Source organism: Pseudarthrobacter sp. TE3704 (genome assembly GCF_056279405.1).
This window is the reverse complement of record NZ_JBWCCJ010000003.1, coordinates 38,223-59,177: the sequence shown is the minus strand read 5'-3', so window position 1 is coordinate 59,177 and position 20,955 is coordinate 38,223. Positions and strand designations below refer to the sequence as shown.

Genomic DNA, 20,955 nt, shown 5'->3' with positions numbered 1-20,955 from the left:
GCCAAGACCGCCTTGGGCGTGAAAGTCCAGTTCCCGGCGTGCAGCCTGAAATCCCGCACAGTGTGCGCATCCGGAGCATTCCCCGCGGCAGCAGCCCCGCCTGCCGCCGCGGAACGTACGACGGCGGCATCCGCCGTCGGGCCCTTGACTCCATACGTGCCACATGGCAGCCGGACAACCGCGGCGACCCCAGCGGGGACAGTGCACTCGAGGTGCACATTGCCGGGCGCGGGCGTCCTGTCGGGCGTCGGAACCATCAGGAAATCGGAACCATCAGGAAATCGGGACCTCGAACGCGGTGGGGGCCGAGACGGCCCAGGGCAGCCCGAGCTCGCTGAAGGTGGCGTGCTGCCGGCCTGCCCGCTCCAGGGCCTCTTCGATGTCAACCACGACGGCGTGGGCTGCTTCGCCGTCGCCCTCCCACCGCACGTAGGCGTCGTCAATGGGTGCGGGCAGCGGCGCGGTGCGGATGGCCTCGAGGACGAGCATAAAAGCGCCGCTGTCCACGAGGGAGCTGATCAGTGGGGCGCCGCTGTTCCGGTGTGCCAGGAGGTTCTCCGTCAGGTCGTCCCGGCCGAATGTCTCTTCGGCCCGGCCGGACGGCGTCTCGATGGTGAGACGGTCCTGGGTGTAGTGGAACACCGCCGTCCCGGCCGATCCCTGAAGGGTCACGTAGGGTTCCACGGACTCGGTGGCGCAGATTGTGAGTGCGCACGTGATGGGCAGGCCGGCCGCAGTGCGGATGCGGATGACGGAGGTATCGTCCGATTCGATGTCGTTGGCGCGGTACAGTTCGGTCTCCACGGAGGCGACGTCGGCCAAGGTGCGCGCACCGGCAATCCTCAACGCCGTCGCCACCGCGTGCGCCAAGGGGTTGGTGGCGACGCCGTCCACCACGTCAACGCCGTTGATGCTGCGTTTTCCGGCCCACCGTGAGCGCTTGAAATAGGCCTTGTCGCGCACCCAGCGGCCCGTGGCCGAGATGCCCTGCAGGGTGCCGATGGTGCCGGCTTCCAGCAGGTCCTCGATGGCCTGAAGGGCATGCGAGCCGAGGCTTTGGAAGCCGATCTGGACGCCCCTGCCGGCGAGGGCCGCAGCATCCCGCAGCCTGTTGAAGTCGGCGAGGGACGCCACGGGAGGCTTTTCCAGGTACAGGTCGGCGTCCGTGGCCAGGGCGGCCAGCGCCAGCGGGGCATGCGTCTGGATGGGGGTGGCCACGATGATCACGTCGAGGGCAGGTGTTTCCGCGAGCAGCTCGGTTAGCCCCGGAAAGACGGCGGCCTGCGCCGGAACCGATCCGGGTGCCGGCGGCTGCGGATCCGCCACGGCAACGAGTTCGACGGCGCCCGTCGCCTGAAGGCGCTCCAGGTTCCGTAGGTGGTGGGTGCCGAAGCCGTGCACACCTACCAGGGCAACACGCGCAATTCCGCCGTTGCCCCCGGCGGAAGCGGCAGCCGGTCCTCCTGCCGGCGCCGGAGTTTCTGCGGGTGCATCCGGCAAGCCGGTGCCAGCTGGCGTTCCCATGGTTCTCCATTCTGCCCGGTGGGGGCACCAAAAGTGTGGGGGCCTGCGGGTTTCGGCAAGCGCTTTCCCTCCACTAGTGTGCGCCACGCAGCGGCCCCCCGTCCAGCTATGTAACGATTCAAAAGCGCGCTTGACCTTGCTGGGAGTTTCCGGAGGGCATCCGCCCTGGGGCGATGGAGATCCAGCCGTATACGGTGGAGGGGTGACGGACGGGCATTCGAAGACAGAAAGCGGCTGGGTGGACGTGCCCAATGCCAGAATTTATTGGGAAGCTACCGGCGCACCCACTGGCATCCCTGTCCTTTACCTTCACGGCGGCCCCGGCGGTTCCCTCGGCCAAGGGGGCTACCGTAAACGCCACGACCACAACCGATTCCGGGTTATCGGCCTGGACCAGCGCGGTTGTGGCAAAAGCACGCCACTGGTCCAGGACGATCTCGGCCGCCTCAAGGAGAACACAACCCACGCCCTGATCGAAGACATCGAGGCCGTCCGAGAGCACCTGGGTGTAAGCCGATGGATCGTCACCGGCGCCTCCTGGGGCAGCACGCTTGCCCTCGCTTATGCCCTGAAGCATCCCTCCCGGGTCCTCGGCATCGCCTTGGTTGCGGTGACAGCAGGCAGCCGGGAAGAGGTTCAATGGATCACCGACGGCGTGGGGCGCATCTTCCCTGAAGCGTGGGCCGAATTCTCAGATGCTGCCCGGGCTGCCCCGGGCGAACGCGTGGTGGAGGCTTACGCCCGGCGGCTGGCCGGCCAGGACCGCGAAGATGCCCGGCTTGCTGCACTGGCTTGGGAGCGTTGGGAATCCACGCACATCTCGCTGGATCCGAACTGGCAGCCAGGCCCGCTGTTTGACGACGAACGCGAGCGCATGACCTTCGCGCTCCTCGTGACGCACTACTGGGCCAACGACGGATTCCTGGCCGGCGACCAGGGAATCATCCCGCGGATTGATGAGCTCAACGGCATCCCCGGTTACCTTATCCACGGCAGACGGGACATCAGCGGCCCAGCCATTACGGCGTGGCGTTTGCACCAAGGCTGGAAGTCGAGCCGGCTTGTCGTTATCGAGGACGAAGGGCACGGCGGTCCTGCATCCATGGCGGCATTGACCACAGCAGTGGACGACATTGCTGCAATGATCTGAGCCCCAGCACGCTTCTGCCCCTGTTGTGGCAATTCCGTGTTCAGCCGATCGGATGGCCCTCCCTGCAGGTGCTTTCGCCCGGCAGGATGTCGTGCCCCTAAAGGCATGTAACTAAAGGCGGGACAGGGGTGTCATGGGCGATGAAGAAGAGGCTGCTCCTGCCGTGGCTGATTCCGGCATCTTCCTGCTGAAGCCAGGAACGGTGGTGCCCACCGGGCTTTTTCTCCCCGGCGCCGGTGCGTGGGGTGTGATGGAACGGATTCTTGACCACGGCGACCGCGACCTTCCCGGAATACGGCGCACCCGGACGGGGTAGGCCGACGCAACAATTTTAGGCCTGGAGCGCCAGCCGTGGCCATGGTGCGTTCGCGATCTCCATCTACCGCCGCAGGATCAGCTGAGGCCCGGGCATTCGTTGACAGTACCAATGCCCGCTCTTTAAGCTCCTGCCATTGTGGGCCGAACCGGGAAGAAGGGCCATGAACCAGGGCAAAGGGCAGTTGCGGGACCAGCTTGGCCGTCTTGGCTTCGGAGGTACCGGAGTGGGGAACCTGTACCGCGCTATTTCCGATGAGCAGGCTGCCGCCACCGTGGAGGCCGCCTGGGATGCGGGAATCCGCTACTTCGACACGGCGCCCCACTACGGCCTGGGCCTGTCCGAGCGGCGGATTGGCCAGGTCCTTGCCGGCAAGCCAAGGGAAGAATTCGTTCTTTCAACAAAGGTGGGCAGGGTCCTCGTGCCGTCGCCGGCAACAAAGGACGCACGGGATCCGGAGGGCTTTGACGTCCCCGCCGAGTTCCGGCGTGAATGGGATCCGTCGGAAGCCGGGGCACGGCGCAGCATTGAGCAATCGCTGGAACGGCTGGGCCTTGAGTACATCGATATCGCCTATCTGCACGATCCCGATGTGTACAGCATGGAAGATGCGGTGAAGACGGCGCTGCCGGCCCTGGAGAAGCTCCGGGCCGAAGGCCTGGTGCGGGCCATCGGCGTCGGGACCAATACTGCGGGCGCCGCCATCGAGTGTGTGGAAGCGGCGGACCTGGATTTCCTGATGCTGGCCGGCAGGTTCATGCTGGAGCAGCCGGGATCTGATGGCCGCCCGGGCGCAGGGCTGCTGGACCGCTGCCTGGAGCTGGGAACCGGAGTGGTGAGCGTGGGCGTCTACAACTCCGGCATCCTGGCCAAGCCCGACCTGCCGTCGGATGTCCACTACAACTACTCCCAGGCCAGCGAGGAGATCCTGGAGCGCGCCCGGCTGCTGGCAGGCGTCTGCAGCGAACACGGCGTTGAGCTTCCCACCGCAGCCATCCAGTTTCCCTTCCGCCACCCCGCCGTCGTCAACGTCACGGTGGGCGCCAGCAGGCCGGAGCAAATCAGCAACAGCGCGGAGCGCATGTCCGCAGAGGTTCCCCGTGAGCTGTGGCAGGATCTTCAGGAGCGGGGACTGATTCCGGCCTGACCGGCCTGGGGAAGCTCAGCTATCCACTGACGCCCCGGCGGCAGCGGTGCTCTGCCGGACCACGAGCTCGGGCGTGAACACCACCGAACGGTGCGTCGGATTCTGCGACTCAACTTCTTCCGTGAGCAGCTCGATGGCCGTGCGTCCCAGCGCTTCGGTGGGCTGCCGGATGGAGGACAGCGGAACCACCGCCGAGACGGCAAAATCGATGTCGTCGTAGCCGATCAGCGCCACGTCCTCCGGAATGCGGAAGGTGTGCGTCATGGTGAGGGACTGCATGACGCCCAGGGCCAGAAGGTCGTTGGCGCAGAAAATGCCATCTGGCAAATTCTCCCGGCCGCGTTCCACCAGCATGTTGCCCACGCTGCGGCCGGCCAGGACGCTCTGCCCGTCGGAGTTCAGGACCTCCAGCGTGGCGTCCGGTTCCTCCTTCACGGCGCGCTGCGCTCCCTGGAGGCGGTCGGCCACCTGCCGGATGGAGGTGGGCCCGCCCACAAAAGCCAGCCGACGGCGGCCCGTGTCCAGCAAGTGCCGGGCGGCGAGGTACCCGCCAGCGTCGTCGTCCACCGCCACGGAACTGAACTTGGACTCATCGGCCAGCCGATCCACCAGGACCGTCGGCACGCCGCGCTCCCGCAGCAGGTCAAGCCGCTCGGTGACATCGCCCACGGGGGAAATCAGCAGGCCCTGGACCCGCTGCTCCTGGAAGAGGTCGATGTAGTTGGCTTCGCGCGCGGCGTCGTGGCCGCTGTCGCCCAGCAGGACGGCGCTGCCGTTCAGTGCCGCGGCATCCTCCGCGGCACGCACCACCGACGTGAAGAAGGGGTTGCCCACGTCCAGGACAATCAGCCCTACGGTGCGGCTGTGGCCGGCGCGCAGCTGGCGGGCAGCATCGTTGCGGACGAACCCCAGTTCATCAATGGCCTTCAGCACCCGCTCCTTGGTGCGCTGCGATACCCGGTCCGGGTAGTTCAGCACATTCGAGACGGTGCCTACGGCCACGCTGGCATGGGTGGCGACGTCCTTGATGCTGGCTGAGCGGTTCATGATTCTCCGTGCTGGTGGGCTGCGTGCCGTGCTTCCGGCAGCTTGCGAAACTGCGCGCCGGAATGCTTGACACCTACTCACGTTCAAGAGTACTTTGAATCGTAACAATGAAACGATTCAAAGATTCGCGAGTTCAGGAGAGTTCCAGATGAGGGTGTGCTTCCGCTCCTCCGTCCAGCCGGCGCTGCTGGAGGAATACAAGCGCCGCCACGCTGCCGTCTGGCCGGAGATGCTCCGCGCCCTCAAGGACGCCGGCTGGAACAACTACTCGCTGTTCCTGGGGGAGGACGGACTCCTGGTGGGCTACCTGGAGTGCGACGACTTCGAAGCGGCCAGGGCACGCATGGCCCTCACGGACGTGAACGCCCGGTGGCAGGCCGAAATGGCAACACTTTTCGAAGACTCCGGCCAGGCGCCCGACGAAGGGTTCCAGGTCATGGAGGAAGTCTTCAATCTCGACAGCCAGCTCGCGGCCGCAGGAACTTCTTCCTCCTGAAGCACGCGGGCTGACCCAAACAGGCTCCAGCAGCGGGGCGACCAACAACAGACCCATCACAGACACCGGAAAGAACCATCATGAATGACGTAGCAACGGCGCTGGGCAGGCTCGAGGAGCTTGCCATCGAGGTCCCCTCGTGGGCCTATGGAAATTCAGGCACGCGGTTCAAGGTGTTCGGTACCCCCGGCACTCCGCGCACCGTGCAGGAGAAGCTGGCGGATGCCGCCAAGGTCCACGAACTGACCGGCCTGGCCCCCACCGTGGCCCTGCACATTCCGTGGGACAAGGTGGATGACTACGCGGCGCTCAAGGAGTACGCGGCAGGCCTCGGCGTTGGCCTGGGAACCATCAACTCCAACACCTTCCAGGACGATGAATACAAGTTCGGCTCCCTGACCTCGTCCAACGAGACGGTGCGCCGCCGCGCGATTGACCACCACCTGGACTGCATCGAGATCATGCACGCCACGGGTTCGAAGGACCTGAAGATCTGGCTGGCTGACGGCACCAACTACCCGGGCCAGGATGACATGCGCGGCCGCCAGGACCGCCTGGCCGAATCGCTCCAGGAAATTTACGCAGCCCTGGGCGACGAGCAGCGCCTGGTGCTGGAGTACAAGTTCTTCGAGCCGGCTTTCTACCACACCGATGTTCCGGACTGGGGCACATCCTACGCCCAGACCCTGGCCCTGGGAGAGAAGGCGTTTGTCTGCCTGGACACCGGCCACCACGCGCCGGGCACCAACATCGAGTTCATCGTGATGCAGCTGCTGCGACTGGGCAAGCTGGGTTCCTTCGACTTCAACTCGCGATTCTATGCCGACGACGACCTCATCGTGGGTGCCGCGGATCCGTTCCAGCTCTTCCGCATCATGCACGAGGTCATCCGGGGCGGCGGCTACGGCAAGGACTCCGGTGTGGCCCTCATGCTGGACCAGTGCCACAACCTGGAAGAAAAGATCCCGGGCCAGATCCGCTCGGTGCTGAACGTGCAGGAAATGACTGCCCGCGCCCTGCTGGTGGACACTGCCGCACTCAATGAAGCACAGCGCGCAGGGGATGTCCTGGCAGCGAACGCAGTTTTCAACGACGCGTTTTACACGGACGTCCGGCCGGTCCTGGCCGAGTGGCGTGAATCCCGCGGGCTGCCCGCGGACCCGCTGGCTGCCTTCAAGGCCAGCGGCTACCAGAAGAAGATCAACGAGGACCGCGTGGGCGGCCAGCAAGCCGGATGGGGCGCATAACCAGCATGAGCAACAAGACTGTTGAAGACCTGATTTCCCGTTCCAACCGCTTGGGCGCGGACAAGCGGAACACCAACTTTGCCGGCGGCAACACCTCCGCCAAGGGCACCGAAAAAGACCCGGTCACTGGCGAGGATGTCCAGCTGCTGTGGGTCAAGGGCTCCGGCGGGGACCTTGGCACCCTGAAAGCCGAAAACCTTGCCGTTCTTCGGCTGGACCGCCTGAACGCGCTGAAGAACGTCTACCCGGGCGTGGAGCGTGAAGACGAGATGGTGGCAGCGTTCGATTACTGCCTGCACGGCAAGGGCGGCGCCGCTCCCTCGATCGACACCGCCATGCACGGCCTGGTGGACGCCGCGCACGTGGACCACCTGCACCCGGACTCCGGCATCGCCATCGCCACCGCGGTGGACGGCGAGGCGCTGACCACCAAGATCTTCGGCAACAAGGTGGTCTGGGTGCCCTGGCGCCGCCCCGGCTTCCAGCTGGGGCTGGACATCGCCGCGATCAAGGAAGCCAACCCGCAGGCCATCGGCACCATCCTGGGCGGGCACGGCATCACCGCCTGGGGCGCCACCAGCGAGGAAGCCGAGCAGAACTCGCTGTGGATCATCGAACAGGCCGAGAAGTACATCCGGGACAACGGCAAGGCCGAACCCTTCGGCCCCAAGCTGCCCGGCTACGCTGCCCTGCCGGAGGCGGAGCGCCGCGCCAAGGCCGCAGCGCTGGCCCCCGTGATCCGCGGCCTGGCCTCCACGGACAAGCCGCAGCTGGGGCACTTCAGCGATGACGCCGTCGTCCTGGACTTCCTCGAAGCCGCCGAGCACCCGCGCCTGGGTGCCTTGGGCACTTCCTGCCCGGACCACTTCCTGCGCACCAAGGTCAAGCCGCTGATCCTGGATCTGCCCGCCGACGCATCCATCGAGGACTCCATCGCCCGGCTGCACGAGCTCCACGCGGACTACCGGGAGGACTACCAGGCCTACTACGACCGCCACGCAGACCAGGACAGCCCGGCCCTGCGCGGCGCTGACCCGGCCATTGTGCTGGTGCCAGGCGTGGGCATGTTCTCCTTTGGCGCCAACAAGCAAACCGCACGCGTTGCCGGCGAGTTCTACATCAACGCCATCAACGTGATGCGCGGTGCCGAGGCCATCTCCACCTACGCCCCGATCGAGGAATCCGAGAAGTTCCGGATCGAGTATTGGGCGCTGGAGGAAGCCAAGCTGGCCCGGATGCCCAAGCCGAAGTCCCACGCCACCCGCATCGCCCTGGTCACCGGCGCCGCCTCCGGCATCGGCAAGGCCATCGCCACCCGCCTCGCCGCGGAAGGCGCGTGCGTGGTCATCGCCGACCTGAACCTCGAGAACGCCGAAAAGGTGGCCGAAGAGCTCGGCGGCCCGGACGTCGCCATCGGTGTCCAGGCCGACGTCACGGACGAAGCCCAGGTGGCGGCCGCCATCGACGCCGCCGTCCTGGCATTCGGCGGTGTGGACCTGGTGGTCAACAACGCCGGCCTGTCCATCTCCAAGCCGCTGCTGGAAACCACCGAGAAGGACTGGGACCTGCAGCACAACGTCATGGCCAAGGGCTCCTTCCTGGTGGCCAAGGCCGCCGCCAAGGTGATGATCGCGCAGGGCCTGGGCGGGGACATCATCTACATCTCCTCCAAGAACTCCGTGTTCGCCGGCCCCAACAACATTGCCTACTCGGCCACCAAGGCAGACCAGGCCCACCAGGTGCGCCTGCTCGCGGCCGAACTGGGCGAGTACGGCATCCGCGTCAACGGCATCAACCCCGACGGCGTGGTCCGCGGCTCCGGCATCTTCGCCGGCGGCTGGGGCGCCAAGCGCGCCGCCGTGTACGGCGTGGACGAGGAGAAACTGGGCGAGTACTACGCCCAGCGCACCCTGCTCAAGCGCGAAGTCCTGCCCGAGCACGTGGCCAACGCCGCCGCCGTGCTCACCAGCAACGAACTGTCCCACACCACCGGCCTGCACATCCCCGTGGACGCCGGAGTGGCCGCAGCCTTTCTGCGATGAGCGGGCAGGTTCAGGGTGTCGACGGCGGCAAGGTGTTCGCCGCCGTCGACATCGGCGCCTCCTCCGGCCGGGTCATCCTGGGCCGGTTGGCCGGCGGTGGCGCCGCGACGGAAGCGGCTGTGCAGCTCGAGGTGGTCCACCGCTTTCCCAACGGTGTTGTGGAGATCGACGGCGGTCTCCGCTGGAACTTCGATGCGCTCTTCGCGGAGGTGCTTGAGGGGCTCCGGGCCGCGGCAACCGTCGCCGCCGCCCAGGGCGAGCAGGTAGCCAGCATCGGCATCGACACCTGGGCCGTGGACTACGGCCTGGTGGACGCCGACGGGAAGCTGACGGCCCAGCCGTTCAGCTACCGGGACGACCGCAGCCGCGCCGCCGTCGAGCCTGTGCACCGGAAACTGGACCCGGCACGGCTCTACGGCACCACCGGACTGCAGTTTCTGCAGTTCAACACCATCTACCAGCTCGCCACCGAGCAGGACCTGGAGGGCCTCCAGGCCCTCCTCATCCCGGACCTGATCGCGTTCCTCCTGACCGGACAGCGCCGGACCGAGGCCACCAACGCCTCCACCACCGGCCTGTTCGACGCCGTCGCGGGGGAGTGGGCCACCGAGTTCCTCACCGCCCTGGGCCTGCGGAAGGACCTGTTCCCGCCGCTGATCCAGCCCGGCGAATCCTTCGGGACCCTCCTGCCGGTCATTGCGTCCCAGCTGGGGCTCCCGCAGGACACGACAGTGGTGGCCGTCGGCTCGCACGACACCGCCTCCGCCGTCGCCGCCGTCCCGGCGCAGGAAGAGGACTTCGCGTACATCTCCTCCGGCACCTGGTCCCTGGTGGGGCTGGAACTGAAGCATCCCGTCCTCACCGAGGCCAGCCGGGAAGCCAACTTCACCAACGAACGCGGCGTGGACGGCACCATCCGCTACCTGCGCAACATGGGCGGACTGTGGCTCCTGTCCGAGTGTCAGCGCACCTGGGCGGCCGAAGGATTCCAGCCGGAGCTTCCGGCGCTGCTGGAAGCGGCCGCCGCGCTGCCGCCGGGCGGACCTCAGATCAACCCCGACGATCCCTACTTCATTGCGCCGGACAACATGCCGGACCGGATCCGGGCAGCCGTCCGCCGCACGGGCGAGGTGCTGCCGAACGATCCGGCAGCCATCACCCGCTGCATCATGGACAGCCTCGCCACCGGCTACGCACGCACCATCCGTGACGCCGAACGCCTGGCCGACCGCTCCGTGGACGTGGTGCATGTGGTGGGCGGCGGCTCCCAGAACCGGCTGCTCTGCCAGCTCACCGCGGACGTGACCGGCAAGAAGGTGATTGCAGGACCGGTGGAAGCCACTGCCCTGGGCAACGTCCTGGTGCAGGCCCGGGCGGCCGGTGCGGTGTCCGGCGGACTGACCGAGCTGCGGAGCCTGGTGGTGCGGTCACACCAGCTGCAGGCGTTCACGCCGGAGCTGTCGCGCCTGTAGGTCCTGCGCAGCAAGGATCCGCAACGTGCGGACGCATGACGCCACGTTCCTGAACGTGGCGTCATGCGTCCATGCCGGGACGGTGCGGCGGCCCCTAAGATCTTCGAGAAGCGTCTCGCCGGCCTGGAAGCAGGGCCGTAGACAAGCCAACTACCTGACAGGACCGGATAGCCCATGCCACTCTTCGACCTTCCCCTGGCCCAGCTGCGCAGCTATACCTCGGACGTGACGTCGCCCGCCGACTTCACTGCCTTCTGGGACGCCACCATTGCCGAAGCCCGGGCCTTTCCGTTGAATGCGTCCTTTGAGCCGGCAGAGAACTACCTCTCCGTCATCGACACCTTCGACGTGACGTTCTCCGGCTACGGCGGCGCCCCCGTCAAGGGCTGGCTGCACCTCCCCGCGCACCGGGAAGCCGGGGCCAGGCTGCCCGTGGTGGTCCACTATGTCGGATACTAGGGCGGCCGCGGCCTGGTCAACCAGGACACCCGGTGGGCCCAGGCCGGGTACGCGCACTTCACCATGGACACCCGCGGCTAGGGCTACGGCGGAACCCTGGGTGAGACGCCCGACCCGCACCCCTCCGCCGGCGGCGTGGCCCACGCAGGCCTGATGACCAGGGGCATCGCAAGCCGGGAAGACTACTACTACCGCCGGGTGTACGTGGACGCTTTCCGCGCGGTGGAGGCTGCACAGGCGCACCCCGGCGTCGATCCTGAGAAGGTGGTGCTGGCAGGTGTCAGCCAGGGCGGCGGCATCGTGGTTGCCACTGCAGGGCTGACGGCAGGACGGCTCGACGGCGTCATCGCCGCGCTGCCGGATGTTCCGTTCCTGCAGGACTTCCCCCGCGCCATCGACATCACCCCGCGCGGCCCGTACCCGGAGATCGCCCAGTTCCTGGCGCGCCACCGGGACCGCTACGAGCCCGTGCTTGACGTCCTTCGCTACTTCGACGGCGTCAACCTGGCGCGCCTGGCGACGGCACCAGCGTTGTATTCGGCAGCCCAGATGGACGATATCTGCCCGCCGTCCACCGTTTTTGCCAGCTTCAACGCCTACGGCTCCGGGGCGGCCGGTACCGCTCCCACCGGCGCCGCGAAGGACATCGAGGTGTACCGGTTCAACAACCACGAGGGCGGCCAGGAACACCACTGGATCCGGCAGCTGCTGTTTCTCCGCAAAATTTTGGGGTAAGTTCCTTGTTGCGGGCTTGAGAAAACGGTTTCCGGGTCCAGGCAAACAAGGAACCAATGAAGAAACTCAGCAGGCTCAGCGTTGTGGCCTACGGTGCCGGCGACGCAGCCAACAGCATGATCATCAGTACAGCGAACATGTTCCTGCTCGTCTACTACACGGATGTGGCCGGCATCGCGGCAGCGGCGGCAGGAACGCTGCTGGTGGTGGCGCGGGTGTTCAATGCGTTTACCGACATTGCCGCCGGCCGCATCGTGGACCGGGTGCAGAGCAAGCGGTGGGGCAAGTTCCGCCCCTTCCTGATGTTCGGCTTCGTTCCGCTCCTGCTGGGCGCTGCGGTGTTCCACGTTCCGGACGTGGACCCGTCCTCCAAGCTGCTGTACGCCTACTGCACCTACGGGCTGGTCTGCCTGGCCTACAGCCTGGTCAATGTGCCCTACGGCTGCCTGGTGGGGGCCATGACCCAGGACCCCCGGGAGCGCGCCCGGCTCGGCGGCGCCCGGACCATCGGCGGACTGTCAGTGGGGGCAACCCTGGGTTTCTTCATCGCCCCCCTGTTGGGCGCCGGAGGGGACATGCAGCAGATCTTCACCGTGATGACACTGGTTTTTGCCGCCGTGGGGTCCGCCCTCTATCTGTTCACGGCTGTTGCCTGCCGGGAACAGATCGGCGGCAGCATCCCCAAAATCACCCTGCGCCAAAGCACGGATGCGCTGAAGGCCAACTCGCCGCTCGTGGTCCTCTGCATCAGCTCCGTCCTCTTCGTCACCGGCACGTCAGCCACGGGCGCCGCACAGTTCTTCTACCTGCGGGATGTCCTCTCCCGGGTGGACCTGTTTCCCGTCATGGCCGCCGCGCAGGTGGCAATCACCCTGACACTCGCCGTCGTTATGCCGCGCCTCGTGGCGCGCTGGGGCAAACGTGCTGCCTACACGGCCGGCGGTTGCGCCGGTGCGGCAGGCGGAATGATTGTGTTCCTCGCTCCGGCGGGGCTGCCTTGGCTTGCGGTAACGGGCCTTGTACTGGCAATGCTTTCGTCTGCTTCGGTCAGCATCCTCACCTGGGCGCTCATCGCGGACACCGTTGAATACGGCGAGTGGAAAACCGGTGTCCGGGTCCAGGGCATCAACTACGCCCTCCTGGCCGCCACCCGGAAGCTGGGAATGGGGTTCGGCGGCGGGGTGGTGGCTTTCTCGCTGGCTTGGGGCGGATACTCGTCCGCGGCCCCGGCGCAGGCCGAGTCCGCCATCCTGGCCATTCGCGCCGCTGCCGGGCTGCTGCCCGCAGCCCTGGTGCTGGCCGCCGCCGGAATCATGTACTGGTACCGCCTGACGGACAAGAGGCACGCCGAGCTGGTGGCCGGCCTGCAGTCGAGCCGATAGCTGGCAGCCGGGTAGCGGGGAGCCGGCGGCGTCCAAAAAGTCATGTGACGGACATGGTTTGCGCCCGGGGACATACCGCGGCTATGGTCTGAGGCATGACTAACCGTTGGTATGCGTATTTTTCGTTGGCTCTGGAGGGGCCCGCGTCTAACTGACACGCATCCAACTTTCCTTCAGAGCCAACAGGGCAGAGATCATTCTCTGCCCTTCGCCGTTTCTCCGGCGGGTTCTGAACTGGGCCCGCTTCCCATCTGGAACAGGACCCACCATGAGCACCGCAACAGCATCAGCAGCCAGCACCGCCGCCGCCAAAACCACCTCGAACCTGCGCGTCAGCGAATTCACAGCGCTGCCCACGCCCTCTGAACTCATCGCCGAACTGCCGCTGGACGCCCGGGTGACGGACGTCGTCGAACGCGGACGCGATGAAGTCCGCGCCATCATGGACGGGGTGGACGACCGCCTGCTGGTCATCGTGGGGCCGTGCTCCATCCACGACCCCAAGGCCGGGCTGGAATACGCCCGCAGGCTGGTCAGCCAGGCCGAAAAGCACAAGGAAGACCTGCTCATCGTGATGCGGACCTACTTCGAAAAGCCCCGCACCACGGTCGGCTGGAAGGGCCTGATCAACGACCCCCGCCTGGACGGTAGCCACGACATGGTCACCGGCCTCCGGACCGCCCGGCACTTCCTGCAGCAGGTCACGGCCCTGGGACTGCCCACCGCCACCGAATTCCTGGAGCCGATCAGTCCGCAGTACATGGCGGACCTGATCTCCTGGGGCGCCATCGGGGCCCGCACCACGGAAAGCCAGATCCACCGGCAGCTCGCCTCGGGCCTGTCCATGCCCATCGGATTCAAGAACGGGACCGACGGCGACCTGCAGGTTGCCATCGATGCCTGCGGTGCCGCCGGGGCAGCCCAGGCCTTCCTCGGCATCGACGGCGACGGCAGGGCGGCGCTGGTGGCCACCGCCGGAAACCCGGACACGCACGTGATCCTCCGCGGCGGACGCAAGGGGCCCAACTACTCCGCGGCCGACGTCGAGGCTGCTTCGACCAAGCTGGCCGGCAAGCACCTCAACCCGCGGGTGATCGTGGACGCCAGCCACGCCAACAGCGGTAAGAGCCACCACCGGCAGGCAGAGGTGGCACTGGAAATTGGCGCCCAGCTCGAGGATGGCGGCACCTCCGCCCAGGCGATTGCCGGCGTCATGCTGGAAAGCTTCCTGGTGGGCGGCGCCCAGAACCTGGACGTCGCCGAGAACGCAGCCGGCCGCGCGGAACTCGTCTACGGCCAAAGCGTCACGGACGCATGCATGGAATGGGACGTTTCCGTCTCCGTGCTGGACCAGCTGGCAGCGTCCGCACGCAAGCGCCGCGCAGTGAAGTAGGGGAGCCAAATAGGGGAGCGGACTACTTTCACATCTGCAACAGGAACATCTAGAGTATCTAGGTAGGTGGTTGGTGGATGGCTCAGCATCGGAACACCGCATTGGCATGTACCTGGGGTCACTGTTGTCCATCCGTCAGCAAAGGAATAGGGAAATGTCGTCAGAACAGAACTTCTCCAACGCGAAGTTCCTGACCGTGGCTGAAGTAGCCCAGGTCATGCGCGTCTCCAAAATGACCGTTTACCGGCTGGTCCACTCCGGCGAAATGCCCGCTGTGCGCTTCGGCCGCTCGTACCGGGTTCCGGAGAATGCCGTGGAGCAGTACCTCAAAGGTGCTGTGGTGGACGGCCACACCGAGTCCGCCTGACGCACTCATTCCGTCGCAATGCCCTGTATTTGAGCCGGGGGGAGCCCCGCGGTCAGTAGCCCCTCCCGATAAGCGGTACCCTGTTAAGGAACGTTTTACGTCATTGTAAGAATCTGTCAGTTGTTCAGTTCGTAGCTCTGTCCACGAACCTTTTCCATCAGACAGGTACTGCATCTAGTTTGTAAGGAACTTTCGTGGGTTCAGTTATCAAGAAGCGTCGCAAGCGTATGGCCAAGAAGAAGCACCGCAAGCTGCTTCGCAAGACCCGTCACCAGCGCCGCAATAAGAAGTAGAGATACTTCGAACAGCGTAGAAATGCCCGTCGCCTTGCAGGCGGCGGGCATTTCATTTTTGCTGGTGCAGCTTCCTGGCCTTGTTCGCAGATCCTTACCGTCACGGTTCGGATTCGCGGACAAGCTTAGGATCCGACGGATTCCTATGCCCGCGGGCCGCGGATCCTTGCAAAGCCCTTCCAGAGGCCGTAAACGGCGCCGCCGGCGGTGGCTGCCTTGAGACCGAAAGTTGCTGCGCGGCGGCCGGCGCGGAAATCGTACACGGGCCAGTTGTTGTCGCGGGCGTGCCGGCGGAGGCGGGCATCCGGGTTGATGGCCACCGGGTGGCCCACCAGGCTGAGCAGCGGGATGTCGTTGTATGAATCGCTGTAGGCCCAGCAGCGCTTGAGGTCCAGGTCCTCGGCGTCGGCAATGCCCTGGACGGCCACGGCCTTCGCGGAACCGTGCAGGATGTCGCCCACCAGCCGTCCGGTGTACATGCCTTCCGAAATTTCCCCCACAGTGCCCAGCGCTCCGGTCAGTCCGAGCCGCGTGGAGATCACCGTGGCCACCTCGATGGGGGTGGCCGTCACCAGCCAGACGCGCCTGCCCACCCTCAGGTGCTGTTCGGCGAGGGCCTTGGCACCCGGCCAGATCCGGGAGGCGATCATCTCGTCATAGACTTCTTCGCCCAAAGCCTTGATGTCGTCAACGGTGATCCCGGCAGCCAGGGTCAGGGCAGAGTCCCGGACTGCATGGACGTCGTCGATGTTCTCGCCCCGCGCCATGAACTTGAACTGCTTCCAGGCGAAGCCGGCGGCCTGGGCCATGGTGAAGGCGCCCCGCTGGTACATCTTCCGTGCCACGTGGAAGAGGCTGGCACCGCGCATCAGGGTATTGTCCACATCGAAGAACGCCGCCTCGCCGGGCTGCGGCGCAGCAACCGGCTTGGTGACTACGGCGACGTACTTCTCCTGGGGCATGGACTTGAGTCTAGTCAATGCCCTGCCTGGAAACCGTCGGCGTGCCGGGCACCGCGGACGGGGCTACGGTTAAGTCATGGCAACACCGCGCGTCGTCCTCATCACCAAAGCTGACTGCCACCTCTGCGAGGAGGCCCGCCTCGCCGTCGGGCGGGTTACCGCTGCGTTGGGGCTGGAGTGGACCGAAGAACGGGTGGACCACCAGCCGGAGCTGCGGGAACGCTATGCCGAGGAAATCCCGGTGGTGCTGGTGGACGGCGTCCAGCGCGATTTCTGGAAAATCGACGAAACCCGGCTGGAACGCGTACTCCAGCGCGCCATGGCCCAATAAGCGCAGTGTTCCAGTAAGCGCAGTGGTTCAGCAAGGATGGGCGCAAACAAGGGGAGTGGTTTCCGGTGATGACGCCTGCTTTGTTGGCACCGGCAATGGGGCTCTAGAGTGGAGTCACAACGCGACTCAAGGGAGGGGCTGGTGACTTCGCTGGACTCAACCCCCCAGGCTGTTCCGGATCTTCCGGGCGCCACGGGCACGCCAGCCAAGCAGATCCCGCCCGCAGCGGTGGCCCGGCTGACGCTCTATCTCCGTGCCCTCAACACACTGCTTGCAGACGGCGTGGAGCGTGTCTCCTCCGAGTCCCTCGCGGAAGCGTCCGGAGTGAGCTCGTCCACGCTGCGCAAGGACCTCTCCCACGTGGGCTCCTACGGCACGCGCGGCGTCGGATACGAGGTGCAGTACCTCAGCCGCCACATCGCCGCCGCCCTGGGCCTGACGCACGACTGGAAAGTCGCCATTGTCGGTGCCGGCAACCTGGGCAAGGCCCTGGCCCGGTACGGCGGCTTCGAGTCCCGGGGCTTCGACGTCGTGGCGATCTTTGACGCCGACCAGATGGTGGTGGGCAACGAGGTGGGCTGGCTGCGGGTCAGCGACGTCGCGGACCTGGAAACCGTGCTGCACCGCACCGGAGCCAACATGGTGGTGCTGGCACTGCCGGCGGCCGTGGCGCAGGACGTGTGCGACCGCGTGGTGGCGGCCGGTGTCCATAGCGTCCTGAGTTTCGCCCCCGTCATGCTCCAGGTCCCGGAGGGCGTCAACCTCCGCAAGGTGGACATGGCCACCGAACTGCAGATCCTGGCCTACCACGCACAGCGGGCGCAGGCCCCGGGGCAGACCGCCTAGATTTCGGCAGTTCCCGGAACCCACGCCCGCAGGTGTGGAAATGTGTGCCTACCGGCCGTAGGGGTTGCCCATGCCGCCGCCGTACGGGTTGGCAAAGGGCTGCTGCTTCCGGAAGTAGGGGGCCGCGGCGGGAAGATACAGCAGCACGATGGCGGCGATCCCCAGCAGGGTTCCGAGGGTTCCGATCGAGGGCGGTCCGAAGAGGCCGAAGATGGACAGGGCGGCGAACACCGTGCCCAGGATGCGGGCCCAGTTCTTGCCCTTGCGGATAAAGAAGGCCACCAGCAGGTACAGCCCGGCGCCCAGGATGGCGAACACCACCAGGGTGCCGGCAATGACGCCCTTGATGTCCTCGTAGGTGACGCCGGTGGCGCCACCGGCCTCCATCTGGTCCTCAAACGTCTGGCGGAACAGCGGGTCATCCAGCTGCGTGAGGCCCGTCAACAGGGAAATCACGAAGATCGCTGCTGACGCGATCAGCAGCCAGAAGGAGATGTTCACCAGCTGTGGGACGCCGGCGCTTCCCGAAGGCTGCGGCTGTTCCGAGGGGTACTGGGCATACGGCGACTGGCCATATGAGGACTGGCCGAACGGCGGCTGCCCGTAGCCGGGAGCCTGCGGCGGGTTCTGGCCAAACTGCTGGCCGTACTGGGGCGCGTTTTGTCCGTACTGCGGAGCCGACGGCGGCTGCGAACCGTACTGCGGCGGGTTCTGTCCGTACTGGGGTGCGTTCTGGCCATACTGCGGAGCGTTTTGTCCGTACTGCGGCGCGTTCTCGCCGTAGCGGGGCTGGTCACCGGGCTGGTCACCGGGCTGGTTATTGCCGGGCTGATTGGTGCCGCCCTGCGAGCCATTGGAGTGCGGGTCATTGGGTACGGGAGGCGGGACGGGAGGAGTACTCATGAGCGGTCCTTCTGCATGTCGGTTTCCAGGGAGGCTGCCGGGAGCGGTCCTGTAGCCTGCCCCCAGCATGGCTTAAGTCCACCGTACCCCCGGGCCGCCGCGTTGTGGGTCATTCCGGGGAGGTATTCCGGGACGGGCCGGCGGCGAACCATGCCTCGGAATTCGGCAGCCACATCAGGACCGTTGCCGCCAGGCTGACCAGGAAGGCTGCCCAGTTTCCGCCCTGGCCCATGCCGGTCAGCATGTTCATCACGGCAAGGGCCAACGTGACGGCGGCGAGGGCGGTCAGGGCCATCCGTGCCCACGTCCGTCCCGCCTTCATCTTCACCGCGAAAACCATCTGCGCAACGCCCACCGCGGAGGCCAGCAGCATCAGGGTGACCACGGCCGCGGCTGCTGCAGGTGCCGCAGCAAAGAGCACCAGGGACGCAAGCATCCCCAGCAGTCCGCCCATGGCGCTCAGGATGCCGCCGGCGAACCAGATCCAGAACGAGACCTTGATTTCCGTGGGGCGGCCGGCCACTGAAAACAGCGCGGCTAAACCGCCGGGCCGGGCGCTGGGGGAGTTGCTCATGGCGTTCACTGTAGTCCCGCCCGGGCGGCGCCATGGCGAGGCTCGGTCTGCAGGAACTGCCCCCTGCGCACCGGGCTGCGGCTTCAGCGCGCAGGCCGGGACGACGGACGCCACGAAAGCCTGACGCCTTTAAAGACAGAACCCCGGCACCGGCGTGAAAGCCGGTGCCGGGGTTCCGGCGGAAGTAATGACTATGCAGCGGGGGCGATGAAGGCCAGTTCCAGGTTGATGGCAACCTTGTCGCTGACCAGGACGCCGCCGGTCTCGAGGACTGCGTTCCAGGTGAGGCCGAAGTCCTTGCGGCTGATGGTGGTTTCAGCGGAAACGCCGGCCCGGGTGTTGCCGAACGGGTCAACGGCTACACCGTTGAACTCGGTTTCGAGCGTGACCGGGCGGGTGACGCCCTTGATGGTGAGGTCGCCGGTCAGTTCGTAGCTGTTGCCCTTGGCGACGAGGCCGTTGGAGACGAAGGAGATTTCGGGGAACTTCTCCACGTCGAAGAAGTCCTCGCCCTTGACGTGGCCATCGCGGTTGGCGTCGCCGGAGTCGAAGCTGGCGGTGTTGATGGTGGCGCTGATCTTGGCGTCGGCAACGTCTCCGGGGAGGTCCAAGGTGGCGGCGGCTTCGGTGAACTGGCCGCGGACCTTGCTGATGCCCGCGTGGCGGACGGTGAAGCCGATCTCGCTGTGGGAGTTGTCGAGGGTCCAGGTGCCGGTGGTGACGTCTGCGGGAAGTGCCATGATGATGCTCCTTGTTTGTGCGTGCCTGTTGATGGTCCTGCTGTTGAAGCTTCATATGTTGAAGTATCAACTAACTGCTGCATCTACTATAAACATGCATTTGCATCTTTTGTTCCCGATCCCGGAACATTTCTTCATAAAGTTCAGTTCTACTGGGTGTAGAAGATTTCGGATCGCACGCCATCTTTGAGAAACTGGTAAACATGCCCCAAGCCACTGTCCATCTGCTCCGCCATGGCGAGGTACACAATCCCGACGGCGTCCTGTATGGCAGGCTGCCCGAATTCCACCTCTCCGAACTGGGGCGGGAGATGGCCCGTATGCTCGCGGAGCACTTCCGCGAGCGCGTTGCCAGCGGTGCCAGGATCACGTACCTGGCAGCATCGCCGCTGGACCGTGCGCAGGAAACCGCCGCACCCACTGCCGAGGCCCTGCGCCTGGAGATCCACACGGATGCGCGGATCATCGAGGCTGAAAACTACTTCGAGGGCATGAAGGTCACCAAGGCGGAACTCCGCCGGCCCAAGCACTGGCCCATGCTGGTCAACCCCCTGCGGCCCTCCTGGGGCGAGCCCTACAAGAAGCAGGCGTCCCGGGTGATGGACGCGGTGCAGGAAGCGCGGGTACGCGCCATCGAACTGGCAAACGGCGACTTCGGGACGGCCGGCCCTGAGGCGATCATGGTCAGCCACCAGCTTCCCATCTGGGCCACCCGCCTCAGCGCCGAAGGCAAGCCCCTGTGGCATGACCCGCGGAAGCGGGAATGCACCCTTACCTCCATCACGTCCCTGGTGTTCGACGACGACGGCACCCTCCTGCGCGTCCAGTACAGCGAGCCCGCGGCGTCCCTTCTTCCCGGTGCCGCCAGCACCCCTGGAGCCTAGTAGTGACCGACAGTAATTTCAGGAATACCCGTGCCGGCCAGGGGCCCGTCAGCTCCCGCCGCAGCCTCCTGGCTGCAGGCGGAGTGGCCCTCACCGCGCTCACCATGGGACTCTCGGGCTGCGCCCAGGAGGATGCCCTGGCGCAGCAGGCCAAAGCCGGGGACAACAAGAACTATGTGGCCGGCGACGGATCGGTCACCGAGTTCGCAGCGGCGGACCGCAAGTCCCCCGTCCAGGTCAGCGGCACGCTGTTCAACGGCACCACGGTGGCCCCTGCCGATTTCCAGGGCAAGGTAACCGTGCTGAACTTCTGGTTCGCCGCCTGCGCGCCCTGCCGCGTTGAGGCACCCATCCTCGAGGAGCTCCACCAGGAGTTCAAGGACCAGGGCGTGCAGTTCTTCGGCGTCAACCTCCGCGACGAGAAAGCCACCGCCGAGGCCTTCGACAAGACCTTCAACCTGACCTACCCCAGCTTCGATGACAAGGACGGCGGCGTCCTGCTGTCCGTGTCCGGGCTGGTGCCGCCCGGGGCAGTTCCCACCACCCTGGTCCTGGACAAGCAGGGACGCGTGGCTTCCCGCGTCCTCGGTGAAATCCAGAAGGGCACCCTAAAAGCCCTTATCGCTGCCGCCGTGGCAGAGTAGC

Annotated in this window: 21 protein-coding genes and 1 pseudogene; 16 read left to right on the top strand and 6 right to left on the bottom strand. The window is 66.0% G+C overall.

Translation table 11 applies throughout. The features are described from left to right. Positions 1–273: 273 nt before the first annotated feature. A complete protein-coding gene (locus tag ACZ9BC_RS08010) occupies positions 274–1,524 on the bottom strand; it encodes a Gfo/Idh/MocA family protein (protein ID WP_476245462.1) in 1,251 nt (416 codons plus the stop codon). Positions 1,525–1,726: 202 nt separating this feature from the next. Here ACZ9BC_RS08010 and ACZ9BC_RS08005 point away from each other — a divergent pair, with 202 nt between their 5' ends. The 3 genes from ACZ9BC_RS08005 (at position 1,727) to ACZ9BC_RS07995 (ending at position 4,137) form a co-directional block, all read left to right on the top strand. Continuing rightward, the gene (locus ACZ9BC_RS08005) at positions 1,727–2,674 is read left to right on the top strand and encodes an alpha/beta fold hydrolase (RefSeq protein WP_476245461.1); all 948 of its coding nucleotides are present in this window, start codon (positions 1,727–1,729) and stop codon (positions 2,672–2,674) included. A 133-nt stretch (positions 2,675–2,807) separates the two neighbouring features. Beyond that, complete coding sequence (locus ACZ9BC_RS08000) at positions 2,808–2,990, top strand: hypothetical protein (protein ID WP_476245460.1); 183 nt, start codon at positions 2,808–2,810, stop codon at positions 2,988–2,990. Positions 2,991–3,153: 163 nt separating this feature from the next. Further along, positions 3,154–4,137: an aldo/keto reductase gene (locus ACZ9BC_RS07995; protein WP_476245459.1), complete on the top strand. Its 984-nt coding sequence runs from the start codon at positions 3,154–3,156 to the stop codon at positions 4,135–4,137. A 15-nt stretch (positions 4,138–4,152) separates the two neighbouring features. Here ACZ9BC_RS07995 and ACZ9BC_RS07990 read toward each other — a convergent pair whose 3' ends face one another. Beyond that, positions 4,153–5,184 carry a LacI family DNA-binding transcriptional regulator gene (locus ACZ9BC_RS07990; protein WP_476245458.1) on the bottom strand — a complete coding sequence of 344 codons (1,032 nt, stop codon included), beginning with the start codon at positions 5,182–5,184 and terminating at the stop codon, positions 4,153–4,155. A gap of 148 nt (positions 5,185–5,332) precedes the next feature. Between ACZ9BC_RS07990 and ACZ9BC_RS07985 the strand changes: the two genes are divergently transcribed. From ACZ9BC_RS07985 to ACZ9BC_RS07945, 9 genes and pseudogenes are all read left to right on the top strand, one after another. Continuing rightward, positions 5,333–5,680, top strand: coding sequence for an L-rhamnose mutarotase (locus ACZ9BC_RS07985; protein ID WP_079597518.1), 348 nt, complete (start codon positions 5,333–5,335; stop codon positions 5,678–5,680). An 80-nt stretch (positions 5,681–5,760) separates the two neighbouring features. Next, on the top strand, positions 5,761–6,927 hold the full coding sequence (gene rhaI / locus ACZ9BC_RS07980) for an L-rhamnose isomerase (protein ID WP_476245457.1): 1,167 nt from the start codon (positions 5,761–5,763) through the stop codon (positions 6,925–6,927). A 5-nt stretch (positions 6,928–6,932) separates the two neighbouring features. Beyond that, the gene (locus tag ACZ9BC_RS07975) at positions 6,933–8,969 is read left to right on the top strand and encodes a bifunctional aldolase/short-chain dehydrogenase (RefSeq protein ID WP_476245456.1); all 2,037 of its coding nucleotides are present in this window, start codon (positions 6,933–6,935) and stop codon (positions 8,967–8,969) included. Beyond that, complete coding sequence (locus ACZ9BC_RS07970) at positions 8,966–10,441, top strand: rhamnulokinase (RefSeq protein WP_476245455.1); 1,476 nt, start codon at positions 8,966–8,968, stop codon at positions 10,439–10,441. Before ACZ9BC_RS07975 ends, ACZ9BC_RS07970 begins: the two co-directional genes overlap by 4 nt. Before the next feature lie 174 nt (positions 10,442–10,615). Then, a pseudogene (locus ACZ9BC_RS07965) lies at positions 10,616–11,635 on the top strand (acetylxylan esterase). A gap of 56 nt (positions 11,636–11,691) precedes the next feature. Next, entirely contained in the window at positions 11,692–13,017 is a 1,326-nt protein-coding gene (locus tag ACZ9BC_RS07960; RefSeq protein WP_476245454.1) for a glycoside-pentoside-hexuronide (GPH):cation symporter, read from the top strand. Between the two features lie 268 nt (positions 13,018–13,285). Beyond that, entirely contained in the window at positions 13,286–14,410 is a 1,125-nt protein-coding gene (locus tag ACZ9BC_RS07955) for a 3-deoxy-7-phosphoheptulonate synthase (RefSeq protein WP_476245453.1), read from the top strand. 154 nt (positions 14,411–14,564) lie between these two features. After that, on the top strand, positions 14,565–14,777 hold the full coding sequence (locus ACZ9BC_RS07950) for a helix-turn-helix domain-containing protein (protein ID WP_476245452.1): 213 nt from the start codon (positions 14,565–14,567) through the stop codon (positions 14,775–14,777). Positions 14,778–14,971: 194 nt separating this feature from the next. Beyond that, on the top strand, positions 14,972–15,070 hold the full coding sequence (locus ACZ9BC_RS07945) for a 30S ribosomal protein bS22 (protein ID WP_003792170.1): 99 nt from the start codon (positions 14,972–14,974) through the stop codon (positions 15,068–15,070). 143 nt (positions 15,071–15,213) lie between these two features. Here ACZ9BC_RS07945 and ACZ9BC_RS07940 read toward each other — a convergent pair whose 3' ends face one another. Continuing rightward, on the bottom strand, positions 15,214–16,032 hold the full coding sequence (locus ACZ9BC_RS07940) for an HAD family hydrolase (protein ID WP_079597511.1): 819 nt from the start codon (positions 16,030–16,032) through the stop codon (positions 15,214–15,216). A 76-nt stretch (positions 16,033–16,108) separates the two neighbouring features. On the opposite strand from ACZ9BC_RS07940, the gene ACZ9BC_RS07935 reads away from it, so the two are divergent. Continuing rightward, on the top strand, positions 16,109–16,363 hold the full coding sequence (locus ACZ9BC_RS07935) for a glutaredoxin family protein (RefSeq protein WP_079597510.1): 255 nt from the start codon (positions 16,109–16,111) through the stop codon (positions 16,361–16,363). Positions 16,364–16,504: 141 nt separating this feature from the next. Further along, positions 16,505–17,209, top strand: a complete 705-nt coding sequence (locus ACZ9BC_RS07930; protein ID WP_079597509.1) for a redox-sensing transcriptional repressor Rex — start codon at positions 16,505–16,507, stop codon at positions 17,207–17,209. Between the two features lie 48 nt (positions 17,210–17,257). Here the strand turns inward: ACZ9BC_RS07930 and ACZ9BC_RS07925 are convergent, their stop codons facing one another. The 3 genes from ACZ9BC_RS07925 to ACZ9BC_RS07915 form a co-directional block, all read right to left on the bottom strand. Beyond that, positions 17,258–18,112 carry a Yip1 family protein gene (locus tag ACZ9BC_RS07925; RefSeq protein ID WP_476245451.1) on the bottom strand — a complete coding sequence of 285 codons (855 nt, stop codon included), beginning with the start codon at positions 18,110–18,112 and terminating at the stop codon, positions 17,258–17,260. A gap of 109 nt (positions 18,113–18,221) precedes the next feature. After that, a complete protein-coding gene (locus ACZ9BC_RS07920; protein ID WP_476245450.1) occupies positions 18,222–18,686 on the bottom strand; it encodes a hypothetical protein in 465 nt (154 codons plus the stop codon). Between the two features lie 191 nt (positions 18,687–18,877). Next, positions 18,878–19,426, bottom strand: a complete 549-nt coding sequence (locus ACZ9BC_RS07915; protein ID WP_091416957.1) for a YceI family protein — start codon at positions 19,424–19,426, stop codon at positions 18,878–18,880. 203 nt (positions 19,427–19,629) lie between these two features. Between ACZ9BC_RS07915 and ACZ9BC_RS07910 the strand changes: the two genes are divergently transcribed. Further along, positions 19,630–20,310 carry a histidine phosphatase family protein gene (locus tag ACZ9BC_RS07910; RefSeq protein ID WP_476245449.1) on the top strand — a complete coding sequence of 227 codons (681 nt, stop codon included), beginning with the start codon at positions 19,630–19,632 and terminating at the stop codon, positions 20,308–20,310. A 104-nt stretch (positions 20,311–20,414) separates the two neighbouring features. After that, on the top strand, positions 20,415–20,954 hold the full coding sequence (locus ACZ9BC_RS07905; RefSeq protein WP_079597606.1) for a TlpA family protein disulfide reductase: 540 nt from the start codon (positions 20,415–20,417) through the stop codon (positions 20,952–20,954). The last annotated feature ends 1 nt before the right edge of the window (position 20,955 follow it).